Genomic DNA, 18,402 nt, shown 5'->3' with positions numbered 1-18,402 from the left:
CCCATGTCGATTTCCCTTACCCGCGAAACCGCGCCGGCGGTGTTGATTCAGCGCCGAATGCCGATTGGTTTGATTGCGCTGTTGTTGATCGCCTTCGTGGTCGTGCCGCTGACCGGCAACGACTATTGGCTGAACGCGATTCTGATTCCGTTCCTGGTGCTGTCCCTGGCCGGGCTTGGCCTCAACTTGCTCACTGGTTACACCGGCCAGACCTCGGTCGGCGCGGCCGGTTTCATGGCGGTCGGCGCCTTTGCCACCTATGGTTTTCTACTGCGTTTACCAGAGCTGGGTTTGCCGGTGGCACTGCTCGGCGGCGGGCTGATCAGCGCGGTGGTGGGGTTTGTCTTTGGCCTGCCGAGTTCGCGGATCAAGGGCTTTTACCTGATGGTCACCACCCTGGCCGCGCAGTTTTTCCTGGAGTGGCTGTTCGTCAAATTCCCCTGGTTCTACAACTACGGTTCGTCCGGAACCATTTCCGCGCCGAAACTGGCCTTGTTTGGCCATGATCTGAACACGCCGCTGGGCCGCTACCTGCTGACCCTGACTACCGTTCTGCTACTGACCTGGGTTGCCGTGAACCTGGTGAAAAGCCAGATCGGCCGCAACTGGATGGCGATCCGCGACATGGACACCGCCGCCGCAGTCATCGGCATTCCGGTGGTGCGCTACAAGCACCTGGCGTTCGCCGTCAGCTCGTTTTACCTCGGCATCGCCGGGGCGCTGTGGGCCTTCGCTTATCTGGGCACGGCCAGCGCCAGCAGCTTCGATATCAACCGGTCATTCCAGATCCTGTTCATCATCATTATCGGTGGCATGGGCAGCATCGCCGGCAACTTCGTCGGTGCGGCGTTTATCAGCCTGCTGCCGATCCTGCTCAGCCATGCCGGGCAAGCCTTGTTCGGTGGTTCGGTGGACGCCGGCCAGTTGCAGAACCTGCAAAAAATCATCTTCGGCGCGCTGATCATCCTGTTTCTGATCAAGGAACCGGAAGGCCTGATTCGCCTCTTGAGCAACCTTCGTGAACGGCTGAGTCACTGGCCGCTGCGCTTCTGAATCCCCAACCTGGTAGAGAGACAACATGCGTGCATCCTTGAAACGTTCGTTGGCCGGCGTCGCTCTGACGCTGGCGATTTTCGGCAGCGCGGCGCCGATGGTTCAGGCCTCGCCAGACCAGCAGTTCTTCCCGTTGGCCACTTACCGTGTCGGCGCTTACGCCTCCAGCGGTGTGCAAGTGTGGGCCGGCATGCTCGATTACCTGAACTACATCAATGATGTGGAAGGCGGGATCAACGGCGTGAAACTGGTCTGGCAGGAATGCGAAACCGAGTGGACGGCGGAGAAGGGCATCGAGTGCTATGAGCGCTTCAAGAAAGGCCTGGATGGCGCCCCGGTGGCGATCTATTCACCCAACGGCGCGCCGGCGGCGTATGCGCTGAGCGAGCGGGCGGAAGTCGACAAGATCCCGCTGATCACCCTCGGCTACGGTCGCACCGAAGCCACCGACGGCACGGTGTTCCCCTATAACTTTCCGGTGATGCTGACCTTCTACAGCGAGGCCTCGAGCCTGATCAACTACATCGCCCAGCGCGAGGGCGGGTTCGACAAACTCAAGGGCAAGAAGATCGCCACGGTTTATCACGACTCGGCTTACGGTCGGGAAACCCTCGGTCCGTTGAAATTGCTGGCTGAAAAATACGGCTTCGAAAACATCCAGATCCCGGTAGCCGATCCCGGCAACGAGCAATCGTCGCAATGGCGGCAAGTGCGCCAGGTCAACCCGGACTGGGTGTTCCTGCGCACCTGGGGCGTGTCGACGCCAGTGGCAGTCAAGACGGCGGCGCGTTTCGGCTTCCCGGTGGACCACATCGTCGGCGACATCTGGGCCAGTTCCAGCGAAGACGTATTGCCCGCAGGCGCCGCCGCCAAAGGATATCTGGCGCTGACGCCATACCCGGCCGGCAGCGAATTCGAGATCCATAAACGCCTCAAGCAAGCCATCCTCGACAAGGGCAAAAGCGACCTCAAGGACCTGAAGAATTTCGGCAGCGTCTATTACAACTCCGGGCTGGTGAACGCGGCAGTGATGGTGGAAGCGATCCGTACCGCCCAAGGCAAATTCGGCAAGCGGCCGCTTAACGGCGAAGAAGGGCGCTGGGGCCTGGAACACCTGAACATCGACGACGCGCGGCTCAAGGACATGGGCTACTTCGGCCTGATGCAGAACCTCAAGCTGTCTTGCAAGGATCATGAGGGTGGCGGTTCGGCGCGGGTTCAACAGTGGGACGGCGCCCACTGGACGCTGATCAGCGACTGGATCCCCGCCGACCGCGCCTTGCTGCGGCCATTGATCGATGAAAAATCCGCCGCGTTCGCCAAGGAAAAAGGCCTGACGCCACGCACCTGCACTGGGGATGAATAACGTATGAGCCAAGCCGTCAGTGACATTGCCGCCAATGACCTGTTGCAAGTCAACGACATCGAGGTGATCTACGACGGGGCGATCCTGGCTGTGGCCGGGGTGTCGCTGACGGTGCCCAAGGGCGGCATCGTCGCGTTGCTCGGGGCCAATGGTGCGGGCAAAAGCACCACGCTCAAGGCGATTTCCGGGTTGGTGCGGGCCGAGCGCGCGGAAGTCAGTCGAGGGACGATCGAGTTTCTCGGGCGCGATACCGCTGGGGTTAATCCGAGCGTTCGCGTGCGCCAGGGCATGGTGCATGTGCTGGAGGGCCGGCACGTGTTCCCACAACTGACGGTGGAGGACAACCTGCGCAGCGGCGGCTTCGTTCGCGGCCTGAGCCGCAAAGACCTGGCGGCGGATCTGGAGCGCATCTACGCCTGGTTTCCACGTCTGAAAACCAAGCGCAAGACCCGGGCCGGGCTGACTTCCGGTGGCGAACAACAGATGGTCGCCATCGGCCGGGCGTTGATGACACGTCCTACTTTGGTATTGCTCGATGAACCTTCCATGGGTTTGGCGCCTATTATCGTCCAGGAGATTTTCGAAATCGTGGCGCAACTCAATCGAGACGAGCAGGTGAGCTTCCTGATTGCCGAGCAAAATATTAACGTGGCACTCAAGTACGCCTCAAAGGCCTACGTCCTCGACACGGGTCGCGTGGTGCTGTCCGGTACCGCCGATGAGTTGCTGGCACGGGGCGATCTGCACGACTTCTATTTAGGTAAACACTGATCAATGAGAACGCCATGACTGACACCCCAAGCGGACAGGCGACCGACGCCATCCGCCACGCGGACATCCTGATCATCGGCGGCGGCCTGAGCGGCGCGATGCTGGCGGCGCAGTTGTTGCGTTTGCCGGGCAAGCGTCAGGTGCTGGTGATCGAACCCCGCGCCGAACTCGGTCGGGGCGAAGCGTACAGCGCGGTGGAGTTGGGCCATACGCTCAACGGCAACGCGGCGCGGATGAGCGTCGATCCCGACAACGCTGATGATTTGACCCAATGGCTGACCGAGTACATTACGGCGGGTGGTTGGCCTGAGTCGGATCAGCAGCATGTGCCGATCAGCGAGCTGTTTGCGCCGCGCGGGCTGTTTGGCGTTTATGTGCAGCAGCGTTTGGCCGAGGCGCAGGCGGTGGGCGCATTGAATGGTTCGAGTGTCGAGCATGTACGGGCCGAGGTGGTCGACCTGCAAACCCGGGACAACGCTGTATTGCTGATCTTGAGTGACGGCCAACGTTTGCAGGGCGCCTATGCGGTGCTGGCCACTGGCATGTTCCCCGCTGCGCGCACGCCGCAAACCGAATCCAGCGGCTTGAACGCAGCGGCGCTCGATCCCTGGGATGTGACCGCCATGCGTCAGCTCGATCCGCAGTCGACGGTGCTGATCATCGGCTCGGGCCTGACCATGGTCGATGCCGTGGTGTCGCTGGAACAGGCCGGGCATCGCGGGCCGATCGAAGTGTTTTCCCGGCATGGTCTGCTGCCCCATGTACGGCGACAGCCTCCGGCCTGGGCCGATTTTTTGGCCGAGGATCACAGCATCCGCACACCGCGTCAGTTGATGCGCGAACTGCGCCGGCATTGCCGCGACGCCATCGCCCAGGGCATCGACTGGCAAGCGCCGCTCGACACCGTGCGGGCGCACATCGGGCGGTTGTGGAGCCAGGCGACGGATGTGCAGCGTCGGCAGTTTGTGCGACATGTGCGGCCGTGGTGGGAAAGCCATCACCATCGCTCGCCGCCGTTGAGTGCCGAGTTGGTGGCGCGGCTGCATGGGGAAGGGCGGTTGCGGATTCAGGCTGCATCGTTCAAAGGGTTGGAGCCTTCGTTGAACGGGGAGGTCAGCATTCGCATTCGTCGTCGGGGCGAGGCGCAAACCTGCGTGGTGCATGGCGCGGCGCTGATCAACTCCAGTGGCATCGAATATGACTGGCGGCGAGTGGCGCGACCATTGCCGCAGCAACTATTGGCACGCGGGCTGGTGCGGCCAGGGCCATTGGCATTGGGGATTGCCGCCGCGGATGACGGTGCGGTATTAAGCGCTGACGGGCAGGTCGCCAGCCGTTTGTTCGCCATGGGCCCACCGTTGCGCGGGATGTGGTGGGAGAGCACGGCAGTGACTGATGTGGCGAGCCAGGCCAAGTCTCTTGCGGCGCGATTGGTGGATTGACCGAAAGTTGGACGGTGTTTTTTCGGGCCTCATCGCGGGCAAGCCCGCTCCCACAGTGATCGGTGTCGTTCACAAATCCTTTGGTCAACGCAGATACCTGTGGGAGCGGGCTTGCCCGCGATGAGGCCGGTACAGCCACCACAAGGCTCGGTGTCAGACCACTAAACAAGCACTGTTTAAACGACACTTCCAGACACTCACCCGGGCTACACATTCTTGCGCCACTGCCTACGACTACGCCAGAATCCGCCGGCTTGTGCGCCTTGAGGCCGGGCTCTATCGTTTCCGGGTCGCTGACGAATCAGCGATCGGGTTTCGCAGCCCGTGTATCTCTAGACGCACAACATCCCCCGTTCGTGAACAGGTACGCCTGTCCGTTCATGTTATGGCGGCTGTACGTGGGAGACCTTCGGGTCTGCCGGTTCTAGAGTCCCGGTCTGCGACCTGCGTATATCCACGAGGCTAGCGAGGATGATCGTTCCCATGCTCTGCGTGGGAATGCAGCCCGGGACGCTCCGCGTCCCTTCCAGAGCCGAACGCAGAGCGTCCGTTGAGGCATTCCCACGCAGAGCGTGGGAACGATCAATCACGTGGGGTTTCTTGTCAAAGTGTGGGAGCGTATTAAGCCACCACCTGATAACACGGCACATACTCCGCGCCGCCCGGCAGTTTCATCCGGTGCTGGGCGACAAAGGCTTTGAGCAGTTTGTCCAGCGGTTGCATGACGGCGGCATCGCCACGGATCTGGTATGGCCCGTGTTCTTCGATCAGGCGGATGCCCTTGTCCTTGACGTTGCCGGCGACGATGCCGGAGAACGCGCGGCGCAGGTTGGCGGCCAGTTCGTGGGACGGCAGGTTGCGGCTCAGTTGCAGGTTGGCCATGTTGGCGTGGGTCGGGTCGAACGGGCGCTGGAAGCCTTCGTCGATTTTCAGCAGCCAGTTGAAATGGAACGCGTCGTTGCGCTCGCGACGGAACTGTTTGACCGCTTTGAGGCCTTGAGTCATTTGTCGCGCCACTTCAGCCGGGTCGTCGATGATGATCTCGTAGTGCCGCTGCGCGGCTTCACCGAGGGTTGCACCGACGAAGGCGTGCAACTGCTCCAGATACGGCGCGGCGCTTTTCGGCCCGGTGAGGACCACGGGGAAGGGCAGGCCTTCGTTATCCGGGTGCATCAAAATGCCGAGCAGGTACAGGAATTCTTCCGCCGTGCCCGCGCCACCCGGGAAAATAATGATGCCGTGGCCGACGCGGACGAACGCTTCCAGACGTTTCTCGATGTCCGGCAAGATCACCAGTTCGTTGACGATCGGGTTCGGTGCTTCGGCGGCGATGATCCCCGGTTCAGTCAAGCCGAGGTAGCGGCCACCGTGGATGCGCTGTTTGGCGTGGGCGATGGTCGCGCCTTTCATCGGACCTTTCATCACGCCGGGGCCGCAACCGGTGCAGATGTCCAGGCTGCGCAGGCCGAGTTCGTGGCCGACTTTCTTGGTGTATTTGTATTCTTCGGTGTTGATCGAGTGGCCGCCCCAGCACACCACGATTTTCGGTTCGACACCGGGGCGCAGGGTGCGGGCGTTGCGCAGCAAGTGAAAGACGTAGTCGCTGATGCCCTGGGAGGTGCTCAGGTCGATGCTCAAGGCGTCGAGTTCGTTTTCGGTGTAGACGATGTCGCGCAGGGCGCTGAAGAGCATTTCCCGGGTGCTGGCGATCATTTCGCCATCGACGAAAGCGTCGGCCGGGGCATTCAGCAGTTCCAGGCGTACGCCGCGGTCTTGCTGGTGAATGCGGATTTCGAAGTCTTTGTAGGCTTCCAGAATGGTCTTGGCGTTATCGACGTGAGCGCCGGTATTGAGGATGGCCAGGGCGCACTGGCGGAAAAGGGTGTAGGTGAGGCCGGTTCCGGCTTCGCTCAGTTGCTGTACTTCACGTTGGGAGAGTGTTTCCAGGCTGCCTTTAGGGCTGACCGAGGCGTTGATTACATGTCGTTGGGTCATTCAATGATCCTTAAAACGATGTCACCCGCCGGCAGGCGCATGGCATCCGAATAGTGTGTATCCATGGAGAAGATGGCACGAACTGCGCTGTATCGCCATGTTCCCCGTTTAACGATGGAAAGATGAAAAGGAGCCCCAGCATAGCTAAATCCTTCGGGGAGGCGATAATGCCCCGCAGTCTTTTTGCCACAGAGCCTTTTACCATTGATGCAAGGAACCCCGTCGCGATGTTCGAAATCCAGCCAATGAATGCCGAAACCTATCGACGCCAGACGCGGCGCAGCACGGTAATCATCGCCCTGATGTTCCTGGCGCTGGCGATGGTGCTGTCCACGGCGGCGGTGGCGCTGTTCGGTGAGCCCGGCGGCGACAATCTGCGTTTCAACGTGGGCGGCGTGTTTGCCGCGTTATTGCTGATGGCGGCGCTGATGCGCGGCACGTTCTGGACCCAGGAATGGATGGCGCCAGCGGTCTATGGTTGGCAGCTCAAACGCAGCCTGATGAGCATCACCAACGTCATGCACCAGGTGACGGCGGCAGTGGATAAGGGCGATCCGAGCGCCATGAAGCTGCTGCGTTTTTATCACTTGGGGCTGAGCCAGATGCACCAGTTGGACGGCAATTCCAGCGACCATAGCCAGCTGACCCGTGAGATGGAGCAGCACAAGGCGCGGATGGAAGCGCTGGGCATCGAGACCGAACAGACACAATTGAATCCGGCCTGGCTTGAGGCGGTGAAACAGACGCAGATGTAGCCTTACGATCGTTGGCGATGAGCATTTTTGTGCAAATCACCTATCGTATTCGTTGATGAGTCATAGTGGTCCGAGCGCCAGCCACGGCTGGCTGGCGCTAAAAGGGCGAACGGGAAAATTCGCCATGTCATAAGGGATTAAAGGAGCGTCATGGGGCATCCGTTCGTCAAAGATCGTACTGAAAGCACCCGGCTTGCCACGCCTTGGGTACCCGGGCAGGTTGAGTCGAAACTCAAGGTTCGATACGCGGTTTCTCTGCTTATTGCGGTATGCCTGTCCATGACGGCCATTGTGATCGGTGAGGGCTGGAATGCGCGGCAGTATCATTTGCGCGGCAGCGAAGTGGAGATGTCCAACCTGGCGCAAACCCTGGCCTCGCAGGCACAGGCCTCGATCAAGCAGGCCGACACACTGCTGTTTGCCGTGGTGGACCGCCTCGAAAACGACGGCATGGAGCCGGCGAAAATTCCCAGACTGCAACGTTTGCTCCACGCCCAGCGCGGTGAACTGGCGCAGATCCATGGGCTGTTCGTTTTCGACGAAGAAGGACGCTGGCTCGCCAACTCCAATAACGCTGTGCTGGCCAATGCCAATAACTCCGACCGTGAATATTTCATCTACCATCGTGATCATCCCGACCGCGGTCCTCATATCGGTCCATCGATAAGAAGTCGCTCGACCGGTGAGTGGGTCATGACCGTGTCACGCAGAATCAATCACGCCGATGGGCGGTTTGCCGGCGTGGTGGCGGCTTCGATCTATCTCAACCATTTCCTGGACCTGTACAACAGCATCGACATGGGCAGTAACGGGGTGGTCAATCTGATCGCCGACGACGCCACCATCGTCGTCCGCCGCCCGTTCAACGAAGCCGATATCGGTACCAGTGTCGCCAAGGGGCCGCTGTTTACCCAGCTGTTGCCCAAGGGTAATTCCGGAACGGCCATCGTCAAATCCTACGTGGACGGGGTGGAGCGGGTGGTGGGGTTTCGGCGGGTCGAGGGTTATCCGCTTATCGTTTTTGCCGCGCTCGACAAGGCTGAAGTCCTGGCCAGTTGGCGGCAGGAGTCAATGCTCAGTGCGGGCATCGTCTCATTGCTGCTGGGGTTTCTGGGCGTTCTCGGCTATCGCCTGATCCGCGTCATGAAACAGCAGAATCATATTCAGAACGAATTGCTGGAGGCGCAGGAAAAACTCATTGAGGTCAACCACAGCCTTAAGTTGCTGGCTTTGGAGGATGCACTAACCGGGCTTTCCAACCGGCGTCAGTTCGATTTGTTCATCCTGGCGGAAATGGGCCGCGCCAGGCGTACCCACACCAGCCTGGCGTTGCTGATGATCGATGTCGATCATTTCAAGAGTTTCAATGATCACTACGGTCATTTGGCGGGCGATGAGTGTTTGCGCAAGATCAGCACCATCATCACTGACAACATCCAGCGCCCCGGCGATCTTGCTGCCCGCTTCGGTGGTGAGGAGTTTACGGTGGTGTTGCCCGGCACCGATTATGTGGGGGCGTTTCTGGTGGCGGAAAAGATCCGTCGCGCGGTTCAGCAAACGGACATCAAGCATAGCGGCAGCCCCGAAGGCCTCGTCACGGTCAGCCTGGGGGTCTGTGCCTACAACCAGACAGCGCAGAGCCAGCCCGAAGATTTGATCGGCGCAGCAGACAAGGCGCTGTATGTGGCCAAGGCCAGTGGCCGGAACATGAGCGTCATTGCCAACTGAACTCAGCCAGACCGGTTACTGCCCTGAACGAGTCGGGTGCCGCAATCTCCATAAGCGGATCAGCCGCAGGTAGATCAGCACGTTGATCGCCAGCACCACGCTGCCCAGTCCTAGTTGAATCGTGGGTGTCAGCCCGGCCGGATAAATAATCGGCCACACGTAATGTTCAATAAAACCGCCGCCGTAGCCGGTTTGCCCGGCCGCATGGCGCATGAGGTTTTCCCATTCGGTCAGTGGGCACGTCAGGTGGAAAACTTCCACGATCACGCCCCACGCGGCGGCGGGCAGGTGCCACCAGGCCAGGCGATGCCATTTGAGCACCAGCAGCCCGCCGAACAGCACGAACAGAATGAACAGCAAGTGAGACAGCACCAGCCCGTCGGCTGCGATTCGGTAAAGCATGTCGATTCCCTGACGCGTTATGTGAATCGCTCCATGGTACTCGGGCTGGGCGCGTGTGCTCTATCGATTGCTGTTTTCGAGCACTGCCAATACTTCTTTCAAACGCACCGCCGTGGCTTCGCTGCTGCATTGCATCGGCGCGCGCAGCTCGTCGTGGATCAACCCTTCAAGGGCCAGGGCAGTTTTCACCGGCGCGGGATTGGGCTCGATGAACAGGCTGTGAATCAGCGGCAGCAACTTGAAGAAGGTCGTCCGACCGGCCGCTAACCGGTTGTCGCGGATCTGTTGATACAGCGTCACGAACAGCTCGGGATGAACATGAGCCGATGCAGCAATCGCGCCTTTGGCACCCAGACACAAAGCGCCGAAGATCTGGTGGTCTTCACCGCACAGCACGTCGACTTTGCCGCTGGAGAGCAGCGCAAGGGTGGTGGCTGGATTGCCGCCGCAGTCCTTGATCGCGACGATCCGCTCATGGGCGACGATCCGCAGCAAGGTCGCCTGTTCGAAGGCTATGCCGGTGCGATAGGGAATGTCGTAGAGAATGACCGGGACGCTGGACGCATCGGCGACGGTCTTGAAAAAAGCTTCGAGGCCGGCCTGGGAGGGGCGGATGTAGTACGGCGGTGGAACCAGCAAACCCGCCAGAGAACGTTTGAGGATTTCGCTTTGAAATGTCAGCAATTCGGCAAGATTGTTGCCGGCCAGGCCCATGACCACACGTTCTGGCGGAACCAGTTCCAGCACCGCATCGAGCACCGCCAGCTGCTCATGGTTGCCCAGCGCTGCGGCTTCCCCGGTGGTGCCGCAGACCACAATGCCATCGACGCCTTTTTCCAGCAGATGACTGACCAGCCGCCGCAACCCGTCGAAGTCGATCGCGCCATGGTGAAACGGCGTAACGATGGGAACCCAGATACCTTGAAACGATGACATGCACTTTCTCCTGAAGGTTGACCGATTTCGTCACCGTCAGAAGCGTAGAAGGAAGTCAGCAAGAAGGAGGGAGTGTCCGCCGCGCTCAATGTCCTGTCAGCTCATCTGACGGGACAGCGCGCCCCGGTCACATGAGCGACTGTTTCTTCGATTTAAGGGCGTGCGCAACGCAACCTTGCGCCTTGGCATTCAAGCCAATGACGACAGTGTTGAGGTTGAAGGTTGCGGACATGATTGCTTACACCCTGAATGAGGTGCTCAGTTTTAAAAGTCGGCGCGACGTTTGTCAATCTCGAAAATCAGTACCGGTTGCGTGCAAGTGCGCAAGATTGTTCAAGCCATCCACCGCGACTGCTGGCACAGTCTGGGGTCTTTCCCTGGTTGTAGAGCGTTATGTCCAACTCACTCATGCCGCGCAGTGCATTCCTTCGCGGTGCCGCGGCCATCATGCCGTTGTCCCTGGCGACCGCGCCTTGGGGGCTGCTGGCCGGTTCCATGGCCATCGAGGCCAATCTCACACCGCTGCAAGGCCAGGGGCTGTCGAGCATCGTGTTTGCCGGCGCGGCTCAATTGGTCGCCATCGGCATGCTCAAGGGCGGCGCCGGGGTCTTTTCGATTCTGTTGACCACGTTGCTGCTGACCTCCCAGCATTTGCTTTACGGAATGAGCATGCGTTCAGTGATTTCCCCGTTGCCGGGCCGCTGGCGTGTGGGGCTGGGCTTTTTGCTCACCGACGAGTTGTTCGCCCTGACCAGCCAGCATGACAAACAGCAGTTCAATCGTTGGTACGCCTTGGGCGTGGGCCTGACGTTTTACATCGCGTGGAACCTCTTCACCCTGGCGGGCATTGTGCTGGGCAGCAGCATTCCGGGCCTTGAACACCTGGGGCTGGACTTCTCCATCGCGGCGACCTTTATCGCCTTGATCACGCCAGTGGTGCGCAACGTTCCGACAGTGGTTTGCGTGGCGGTCTCACTGTTCTGTTCAGTGCTGTTCAGCTATTGGCAATGGGGCTCGGCGCTGGTGCTGTCGGGGTTGGCGGGCATGACCGCAGGCTTTATCTGCAACAAACTCTATGTGGGGCGCACATGATGGTCTGGGCTGTGATTATCGGGATGGGCCTGCTGGTATTCCTGAACCGCTACGTATTTCTCGAACCTCGGTTGCCGGTGCGCTTGAGCAGCAATGCCCGGCAATTCCTCGGTTTCGCGGTACCGGGCATGCTCACGGCGATCTGCGGGCCGATCGTGTTCATGCCCGACAAGCAGCTGAACCTGCAGTGGGATAACCCGTACCTGATCAGTTCGCTGGTGGCCGTGGGCCTTGTGCTCTACACACGCAACACCTTGCTCAGCATGTTGTTGAGCATGGGGTTCTTCTTTTTGCTGCGGTGGTGGCTCTGAGTCGTCACACGCGGAACTGTTCTACGCTTAAAGAGGATCCCTTCAGGAAGAGAGGTGAGCATGGCCATTGAACCAAAACGTCCGGACCCGGATGAAGATGTGGATGAACCGACGGAAGAAGAGCTTGAGCAGCAGAGGCGTTCGACGCCGGACTGGAAGCACCCCGACGACGGTAAAGAGCTGTCGGACCGCGACCAGGAACGCCCGCTGAAGCCCTGATCAGCTTGTACATACCCAAAAGCCCCGCCTTGGATAACGGGGCTTTTAGTTTGGTAAACCCGCAAGCAAGATCAAAAGATCGCAGCCTTCGGCAGCTCCTACAGGGGAATGCTATCCAATGTAGGAGCTGGCGCAGCCTGCGATCTTTTGCTTTTGATCCGCTGAAGTTACACCGCCATCGCGAGCAGGCTCCCACAGGTAAGGCAATGTGTCGCTGGGAGAAATGCACCGGGAAATGCAGTCTGTCGAGCCACTGTTGCTGGGTAAACACGCACTGTTCCCGGTCATGAGCTTATGCATAAATAGAATTTAAAATTACTCCTGTAAGAGCGTTATGGTCTATAAAAATGACCTTCCAGGAGCCCCAATGAATCTCTCCCAATACCTGCGCGGTCTGTTGGCCAGCGCCCTGTTTGCCGCGCCTTTGACCTACGGTGCCGACCCCGTGGTGTTGCACGTTGGCGATCAGAACTACTACAACATTCGCGCATCGGTGGAGGCTTCGGGTGTGCTGCAAGGGGCGCCCTATACCGTCGACTGGAAGCACTTCCAGGCCGCTGCGCCGTTGGCCGAAGCACTGAACACCGGCGCATTGGACCTGGGTTTTCTCGGCGATTCAGGTTTTCTGTTTCTGGCCGCCAAACAGGCGCCAGTGAAGCTGATCGGCGTGTCGCGGCAGAACCCGGACACCATCGCCTTGCTGGTGCCCAAGGATTCGCCGGTCAAGACCGTCGCCGATCTCAAGGGCAAGAAAGTCGCTTACTGGCCTGGCGCCTGGAGCCAGCAGCTGACCCTGCGCGCCTTGGAGCAAGCCGATTTGCCGGATAACTACGTCGACTTCATCAAACTGATGCCGATTGATGCAGCCGCTGCGTTACCCCAAGGCAGCATCGACGCGTTTCCGGTCTGGGAACCCTACATTTCCCAGCAGATTCTATTCTCTGGCGCCCGGCCGATTCTCACCGCCAAAAACCTGATGCCCGGCCTGAGCGCCATCGCCGCTTCGACGCCTTCGATCGACAGCAAGCGCGAAGCCATTGCCGACTTCCTGGGGCGCCTGAAAAAGGCCCGGGCCTGGGTCGACACCCACTCCGACGAGTACGCCGATCTCTGGGCGAAAAAGGCCAACCTTGATCAGAACGTGTCACGTCATTGGTTGCGCCAGGCGCACATGACCGTCGGCCCGGTGGATCAACAAGCTGCGGCGGATCTGCAAAGCACCGCGGACTTCCTGTTCAAGGTCAAGGCATTGCCGGCCGCCCTGGCGACGGCACCGATTATCGACAGCTCGTTCCAGCAGGCGCTGGCGCAATAACCGAAAATCGAAGGCATAACGCGAGTCCGGGAGCGGGCGCCGGAACCAAACACTGTGTACCCTTATCCAACCTCGGCTCGCAGCGATCTGCGGGCCGGTCGAGGGATGAATGGGCGAGGGAATATTGCCATTAAACGTGATGACCGCAAGGTCTGGTCCAAGGCAAAACATGAAGCAGTTGGTCAAGGTTTTCTCCGCGTTCGCCATCGCAGTCGGCCTGCTGGGCTGCATCGCCGCGCCCATTGAAATGACGCCACAGACGCAACAGAATCTGCGCACGCAAGCGCCGATCCGCTTTCTGCTGACCTTCGACGACGGGCCCAGCGCGTCGGGTTTTTACAACCCGACCGTCACCGTGCTCGATAGCCTCGCGCGCAATCCGCTGCAACCCGACATTAAAGCGGTGTTCTTCGTGCAGACCCGTGACTCACGCGCGGGTGGCAGTGAAACGGGTCGACAAATCATGCGTCGCGAACACGCCGAAGGTCACCTGTTGGGCTTCCACACCGCCACGCGCCGGCACACCAACCATCGTTCTTTGGACACGCAAGAACTGGAACAGTCGCTCACTGATGGCAGCGCAGACATCGCCGCGATCAGCCAAGCCTCGCCGACCCTGGTGCGCCCGCCGTTCTGGAACTACGACAAGCGCACCTTTGCGGCCTATCAACAGCATGGCATGCACGTACTGCTGACCGACCTGAGCGCCAATGACGGCAAGATCTGGGGCTTCAACGCCAGCCCCCGTCGGCGGGCCAATATGCTGCGGCAACTGTCCGAAGTCCGCGAGCGCATCGCTCTTGGCCAGTTGCCGACAGTGGACGGGGTGATTCCGGTGGTGGTGACCTTTCACGACCTTAATCGCTACACCGCCCGACACACCCGCGAATACCTGCAAATCCTCCTCGACAGTGCCAATGCCACAGGTTTGGTCACGGCGCAGAAAGCGTTTTACGACGACACGGCAGCGCTGCAGCGGGCGGCCATGGCGCGTACTGTCCGTGACAGTTCAGAGGTGGTTGAGTTGCCAGGGATCTGGAACTGGTTATGGGGCGCAGATACCCACTGAGTGATGTCGGACGATTGACTGTGTAGCGGCGTAGGAGCTGCCGCAGGCTGCGATCTTTTGATTTTCAGCGGTTCGAAAATGCCGAAGATCAAAAGATCGCAGGCTTCGCCAGCTCCTACGAAACTCGCTGGCGCGTTGCGCAAGTTGATCTACGCTGAGTGGATCCAATCGGAAAACCGTCCCCGAGGGCGCTCGCCATGGTTCCAGTTCCCCAGCTTTGCAGCATTGTGGAGTCCGGTTTCAAACCGCTGTCCTGCGAGTGCACCGTGAATCGCGATGAAACGTTGCGGATCAAGGTCTTCGATCACAGCACCGGGCGGATTGAGCTGTTGATCACCGGCGTGTCGCCCGACGAGTTGACCAGTGTCCGCGATATTTCCAACCTGATCGGCGAACTTCGCACAGAAATGCGCGCCGGGCGCCGAGCCTTCGCCGGGGTAATGGCCTAGAGCATGTCGCGCGGCAGCAGTTCATCAATCATCTGCAAACAATGATTCAACCCCGGCGATACATCGCCCACGCGCCTGCTGAGGATGATCGGCGAGGTGGCGTTGTCTTCCAGCACCGGGGTGAAGCCAATGTCGTCGCGGTGCAGCAACTGCACTGAGGCCGGCACCAACGTCACCCCGATTCCCGCCCCCACCAGACCGATTGCTGTTTGCAGCTCGTTGGTCCATTGCGCCACGTTGATGTGTACGCCATAGGATTCAAACAACGCGATCACATGATCGGCGTAGCTGGGCCGCGGGTTGCCGGGGTAGAGCACGAAGGGTTCTTTTGCCAGTTCACGAAGGCTGATCGGTCCGGCCAGTAATGGATGGCCGGCGGGGAGGGCGGCGACCAGTCGGTCTTCAGTCAAAACAGTCTGGATGATCGCCGGGTCGTCAATGCGGATTCGTCCGAAACCAATGTCGATGCGCCCGGCCTTGAGCGCCTGCACCTGCTGCAACGTGGTCATTTCCGAGAGCCCCAACTCAAGCGCCAGCGGCTCACCGCTGCGCAATCGGCGAATCAGTTCCGGTAGCACGCCATAGAGGGTCGATGGCGCAAAGCCGATGCCCAGCCAGGTCTTTTCGCCCAAACCAATCCGTCGTGTGTTGTCGCACACCTTGCTCAACTGTTCGAGCAGGGCGGTGGAATGTTCATGGAAAAACCGCCCGGCGTCGGTCAGCTTCAGCGGTCGGCCGCGCTCCAGCAGAAGCACCCCGAGTTCATCTTCCAGCTGCTGAATCTGCCGGCTCAGCGGCGGTTGGGCGATGTGCAGCAGTTCGGCGGCGCGGGTGAAGTTGAGGGTTTGAGCCAACACCTGAAAATACCGCAGGTGACGCAGTTCCATGGAGCCTCCAGACGTCGAGCTGTTAAATACCTTTAAGGTATCGAGCCAGACCAATTCTATATTGGCCGCCCGGAAAAAGCCGTATGAGAATCCGTTCCAGAACTTTAAGAACCTGACGGGTATCGACATGCGTGCAACTGCCATTGAATCGATCGAGACGATCATCGTCGATCTGCCGACCATCCGCCCGCACAAGCTGGCGATGCACACCATGCAGAACCAAACCCTGGTGATCATTCGTGTGCGCTGTGCCGACGGCATTGAAGGGGTCGGTGAATCGACCACCATTGGCGGTCTGGCCTATGGCAACGAAAGCCCGGACAGCATCAAGACCAATATCGATAAACACTTCGCCCCATTGCTGCTTGGCCAGGACAGCAGCAATGTGAATGCCGCGATGTTGCGCCTGGAGCGCAGCATTCGTGGCAACACCTTCGCCAAATCAGGTATCGAAAGCGCCTTGCTCGACGCCCAAGGCAAGCGCCTGGGCCTGCCGGTCAGCGAACTGTTGGGTGGCCGCGTTCGCGATGCACTGCCGGTGGCCTGGACCCTGGCCAGCGGCGACACCGCCAAGGACATCGCCGAAGCGGAAAAAATGCTCGACCTGCGTCGCCATCGGATCTTCAAGCTGAAAATCGGCGCAGGCGAGGTCAACCGCGACCTTGCCCACGTCATTGCGATCAAAAAGGCGCTGGGCGATCGCGCCAGCGTGCGGGTCGATGTCAATCAGGCCTGGGACGAAGCGGTCGCGTTGCGCGCCTGCCGGATCCTCGGAAGCAACGGCATCGACCTGATCGAACAACCGATCTCGCGCAATAACCGCGCCGGCATGGTGCGCCTGAATACCGTGAGCCCGGCGCCGATCATGGCCGATGAATCCATCGAGTGCGTGGAAGATGCTTTCAACTTGGCCCGCGAAGGCGCCGCTTCGGTATTCGCCCTGAAAATCGCCAAGAACGGCGGCCCACGCGCCGTGCTGCGAACCGCCGCGATTGCCGAGGCGGCCGGTATTGGCCTGTACGGCGGCACCATGCTCGAAGGCGGTATCGGCACGCTGGCCTCGGCCCATGCCTTTGTCACGCTGAACACACTGGGCTGGGACACCGAGTTGTTCGGCCCGCTGCTGCTCACCGAAGACATCCTCAGCGAGCCATTGGTCTACCGCGATTTCCAACTGCACGTCCCGCAAACACCCGGATTGGGCCTGACTCTGGATGAAGAGCGCCTCGCGTTTTTCCGTCGGGACAAAATATCCACTGCCACATCCACTGCCGTTCATCACGCCTGAGGAGGGCATCATGCTGTTTCACGTAAAAATGACTGTGAATTTACCGGTCGACATGAACCCGGAACGCGCCGCTCAGCTCAAGGCCGACGAAAAAGCCCTGGCCCAGCGCCTGCAAGAGCAAGGCAAGTGGCGTCATCTGTGGCGCATCGCCGGGCTCTATGCCAATTACAGCGTGTTCGATGTCGACAGCGTTCAGGAACTGCACGACCTGCTGATGCAATTGCCGCTGTACCCGTACATGGCCATCGAGGTCAACGCGCTGTGCCGGCATCCTTCTTCCATTCGCGAGGATGACCGCTGAACCCAGCCTGTTCAGTTCGCTACGCTAATAATGACAAGATGAGGAACCCACCAAAATGAACGTCAAGATTTCCCACACTGCCAGTGCCCAGAAGTTTCTCGAAGACGCCAGCGGTCTGCATAACGAAGCCGGCGATCCGCGGGTCAAGGCGCTGATTTACCGGATCCTGCGCGATTCGGTGAACATCATCGAAGACCTGGCCGTGACCCCGGAAGAGTTCTGGAAAGCCGTCAACTACCTCAACGTGCTGGGCGCGCGTCAAGAGGCCGGGTTGGTGGTGGCCGGGCTCGGTCTGGAGCATTACCTCGACCTGCTGATGGACGCCGAAGACGAGCAGGCCGGCAAAGCCGGCGGCACACCGCGGACCATCGAAGGGCCGCTGTATGTGGCGGGTGCGCCACTATCGGAAGGCGAAGCGCGGCTGGATGACGGCGTCGATCCGGGTGTGGTGCTGTTCATGCAGGGCCAGGTCAAGAATACCGACGGCGAACCGTTGGCCGGTGCGGTGGTGGATGTCTGGCACGCCAACACCGGCGGCACTTATTCGTACTTCGATACCACTCAATCGGAATTCAACCTGCGTCGTCGTATCGTCACCGATGCCGAGGGCCGGTACCGTTTTCGCAGCATCGTGCCGTCGGGCTACGGCTGCCCGCCGGACGGTCCGACCCAGCAATTGCTCGATCAACTGGGCCGTCATGGTCAGCGGCCGGCGCACATCCACTTTTTTATTTCGGCAGCGGATCATCGCCACCTGACCACCCAGATCAACCTCGACGGCGATCAGTACCTGCATGACGATTTCGCCTACGCCACCCGTGATGAGCTGATTGCCAAGATCACCTTCAGCGATGATCCGCAGCGTGCGGCGGCCCATGGCGTGAGCGGGCGTTTTGCCGAAATCGATTTTGACTTCACGCTGCAGTCGTCTGCCCAGCCTGAGGAGCAGCAACGCCACGAACGGGTTCGCGCGCTCGAGGACTGACACCCTCAACCAGCCGAACCGGGCCACGAGATAACCGA

19 protein-coding genes are annotated in these 18,402 nt (G+C 60.0%); 15 read left to right on the top strand and 4 right to left on the bottom strand.

Annotated features, from left to right (window positions below; all coding sequences use genetic code 11):
- The first annotated feature begins 3 nt into the window (after nt 1-3).
- From TU81_RS24830 to TU81_RS24815, 4 genes are read left to right on the top strand one after another with little or no spacing between them, the layout of a single operon-like run.
- Nucleotides 4-1,053, top strand: a complete 1,050-nt coding sequence (locus tag TU81_RS24830) for a branched-chain amino acid ABC transporter permease (protein ID WP_048397022.1) — start codon at nt 4-6, stop codon at nt 1,051-1,053.
- 25 nt (nt 1,054-1,078) lie between these two features.
- Nucleotides 1,079-2,419, top strand: coding sequence for an ABC transporter substrate-binding protein (locus tag TU81_RS24825; RefSeq protein ID WP_048397021.1), 1,341 nt, complete (start codon nt 1,079-1,081; stop codon nt 2,417-2,419).
- Between the two features lie 3 nt (nt 2,420-2,422).
- Nucleotides 2,423-3,190 (top strand): ABC transporter ATP-binding protein, encoded by a 768-nt coding sequence (locus TU81_RS24820; protein ID WP_048397019.1) that lies wholly within the window; start codon nt 2,423-2,425, stop codon nt 3,188-3,190.
- A 14-nt stretch (nt 3,191-3,204) separates the two neighbouring features.
- The gene (locus TU81_RS24815) at nt 3,205-4,632 is read left to right on the top strand and encodes an FAD/NAD(P)-binding protein (RefSeq protein WP_048397017.1); all 1,428 of its coding nucleotides are present in this window, start codon (nt 3,205-3,207) and stop codon (nt 4,630-4,632) included.
- Nucleotides 4,633-5,253: 621 nt separating this feature from the next.
- On the opposite strand, the gene ppnN is transcribed toward TU81_RS24815, so the two are convergent.
- A complete protein-coding gene (gene ppnN / locus TU81_RS24810; protein ID WP_048397012.1) occupies nt 5,254-6,627 on the bottom strand; it encodes a nucleotide 5'-monophosphate nucleosidase PpnN in 1,374 nt (457 codons plus the stop codon).
- Between the two features lie 227 nt (nt 6,628-6,854).
- Here ppnN and TU81_RS24805 point away from each other — a divergent pair, with 227 nt between their 5' ends.
- Both TU81_RS24805 and TU81_RS24800 read left to right on the top strand, forming a co-directional pair.
- Nucleotides 6,855-7,382, top strand: a complete 528-nt coding sequence (locus tag TU81_RS24805) for a DUF3087 family protein (RefSeq protein WP_048397005.1) — start codon at nt 6,855-6,857, stop codon at nt 7,380-7,382.
- A gap of 150 nt (nt 7,383-7,532) precedes the next feature.
- On the top strand, nt 7,533-9,110 hold the full coding sequence (locus tag TU81_RS24800; protein ID WP_038982804.1) for a sensor domain-containing diguanylate cyclase: 1,578 nt from the start codon (nt 7,533-7,535) through the stop codon (nt 9,108-9,110).
- Nucleotides 9,111-9,125: 15 nt separating this feature from the next.
- On the opposite strand, the gene TU81_RS24795 is transcribed toward TU81_RS24800, so the two are convergent.
- Nucleotides 9,126-9,512 carry a DUF2784 domain-containing protein gene (locus TU81_RS24795; RefSeq protein WP_008009099.1) on the bottom strand — a complete coding sequence of 129 codons (387 nt, stop codon included), beginning with the start codon at nt 9,510-9,512 and terminating at the stop codon, nt 9,126-9,128.
- A 60-nt stretch (nt 9,513-9,572) separates the two neighbouring features.
- Nucleotides 9,573-10,448: a 4-hydroxy-tetrahydrodipicolinate synthase gene (gene dapA, locus TU81_RS24790; RefSeq protein WP_048397004.1), complete on the bottom strand. Its 876-nt coding sequence runs from the start codon at nt 10,446-10,448 to the stop codon at nt 9,573-9,575.
- 393 nt (nt 10,449-10,841) lie between these two features.
- On the opposite strand from dapA, the gene TU81_RS24785 reads away from it, so the two are divergent.
- The 6 genes from TU81_RS24785 (at nt 10,842) to TU81_RS24765 (ending at nt 14,903) form a co-directional block, all read left to right on the top strand.
- The gene (locus TU81_RS24785) at nt 10,842-11,540 is read left to right on the top strand and encodes an AzlC family ABC transporter permease (protein ID WP_032830637.1); all 699 of its coding nucleotides are present in this window, start codon (nt 10,842-10,844) and stop codon (nt 11,538-11,540) included.
- Nucleotides 11,540-11,851, top strand: coding sequence for an AzlD domain-containing protein (locus tag TU81_RS24780; protein WP_162830927.1), 312 nt, complete (start codon nt 11,540-11,542; stop codon nt 11,849-11,851). The genes TU81_RS24785 and TU81_RS24780 overlap by 1 nt, the downstream gene beginning before the upstream one ends.
- Before the next feature lie 60 nt (nt 11,852-11,911).
- Nucleotides 11,912-12,070, top strand: a complete 159-nt coding sequence (locus TU81_RS30530) for a hypothetical protein (RefSeq protein ID WP_167344827.1) — start codon at nt 11,912-11,914, stop codon at nt 12,068-12,070.
- 367 nt (nt 12,071-12,437) lie between these two features.
- Nucleotides 12,438-13,385: an ABC transporter substrate-binding protein gene (locus TU81_RS24775; protein ID WP_048397003.1), complete on the top strand. Its 948-nt coding sequence runs from the start codon at nt 12,438-12,440 to the stop codon at nt 13,383-13,385.
- 169 nt (nt 13,386-13,554) lie between these two features.
- Nucleotides 13,555-14,454: a polysaccharide deacetylase family protein gene (locus tag TU81_RS24770; RefSeq protein ID WP_038982800.1), complete on the top strand. Its 900-nt coding sequence runs from the start codon at nt 13,555-13,557 to the stop codon at nt 14,452-14,454.
- A gap of 197 nt (nt 14,455-14,651) precedes the next feature.
- Nucleotides 14,652-14,903, top strand: coding sequence for a DUF1652 domain-containing protein (locus tag TU81_RS24765; protein ID WP_038982798.1), 252 nt, complete (start codon nt 14,652-14,654; stop codon nt 14,901-14,903).
- Here the strand turns inward: TU81_RS24765 and TU81_RS24760 are convergent.
- Nucleotides 14,900-15,790, bottom strand: coding sequence for a LysR family transcriptional regulator (locus tag TU81_RS24760; RefSeq protein ID WP_048396996.1), 891 nt, complete (start codon nt 15,788-15,790; stop codon nt 14,900-14,902). The genes TU81_RS24765 and TU81_RS24760 overlap by 4 nt on opposite strands.
- A gap of 127 nt (nt 15,791-15,917) precedes the next feature.
- Here TU81_RS24760 and TU81_RS24755 point away from each other — a divergent pair, with 127 nt between their 5' ends.
- Genes TU81_RS24755 through catA form a run of 3 tightly spaced genes read left to right on the top strand, consistent with a single transcriptional unit; the run spans nt 15,918 to nt 18,364 of the window.
- On the top strand, nt 15,918-17,078 hold the full coding sequence (locus TU81_RS24755; protein ID WP_161794741.1) for a muconate cycloisomerase family protein: 1,161 nt from the start codon (nt 15,918-15,920) through the stop codon (nt 17,076-17,078).
- A 10-nt stretch (nt 17,079-17,088) separates the two neighbouring features.
- A complete protein-coding gene (gene catC, locus TU81_RS24750) occupies nt 17,089-17,379 on the top strand; it encodes a muconolactone Delta-isomerase (protein WP_007936026.1) in 291 nt (96 codons plus the stop codon).
- 55 nt (nt 17,380-17,434) lie between these two features.
- Nucleotides 17,435-18,364, top strand: coding sequence for a catechol 1,2-dioxygenase (gene catA, locus TU81_RS24745; protein ID WP_048396992.1), 930 nt, complete (start codon nt 17,435-17,437; stop codon nt 18,362-18,364).
- Nucleotides 18,365-18,402: the final 38 nt, after the last annotated feature.

This window comes from Pseudomonas lini (assembly GCF_001042905.1).
GTDB lineage: Bacteria > Pseudomonadota > Gammaproteobacteria > Pseudomonadales > Pseudomonadaceae > Aquipseudomonas > Aquipseudomonas lini.
Note: the sequence above shows the minus strand (reverse complement) of the source record. Positions and strands in the feature narration are given on the sequence as shown.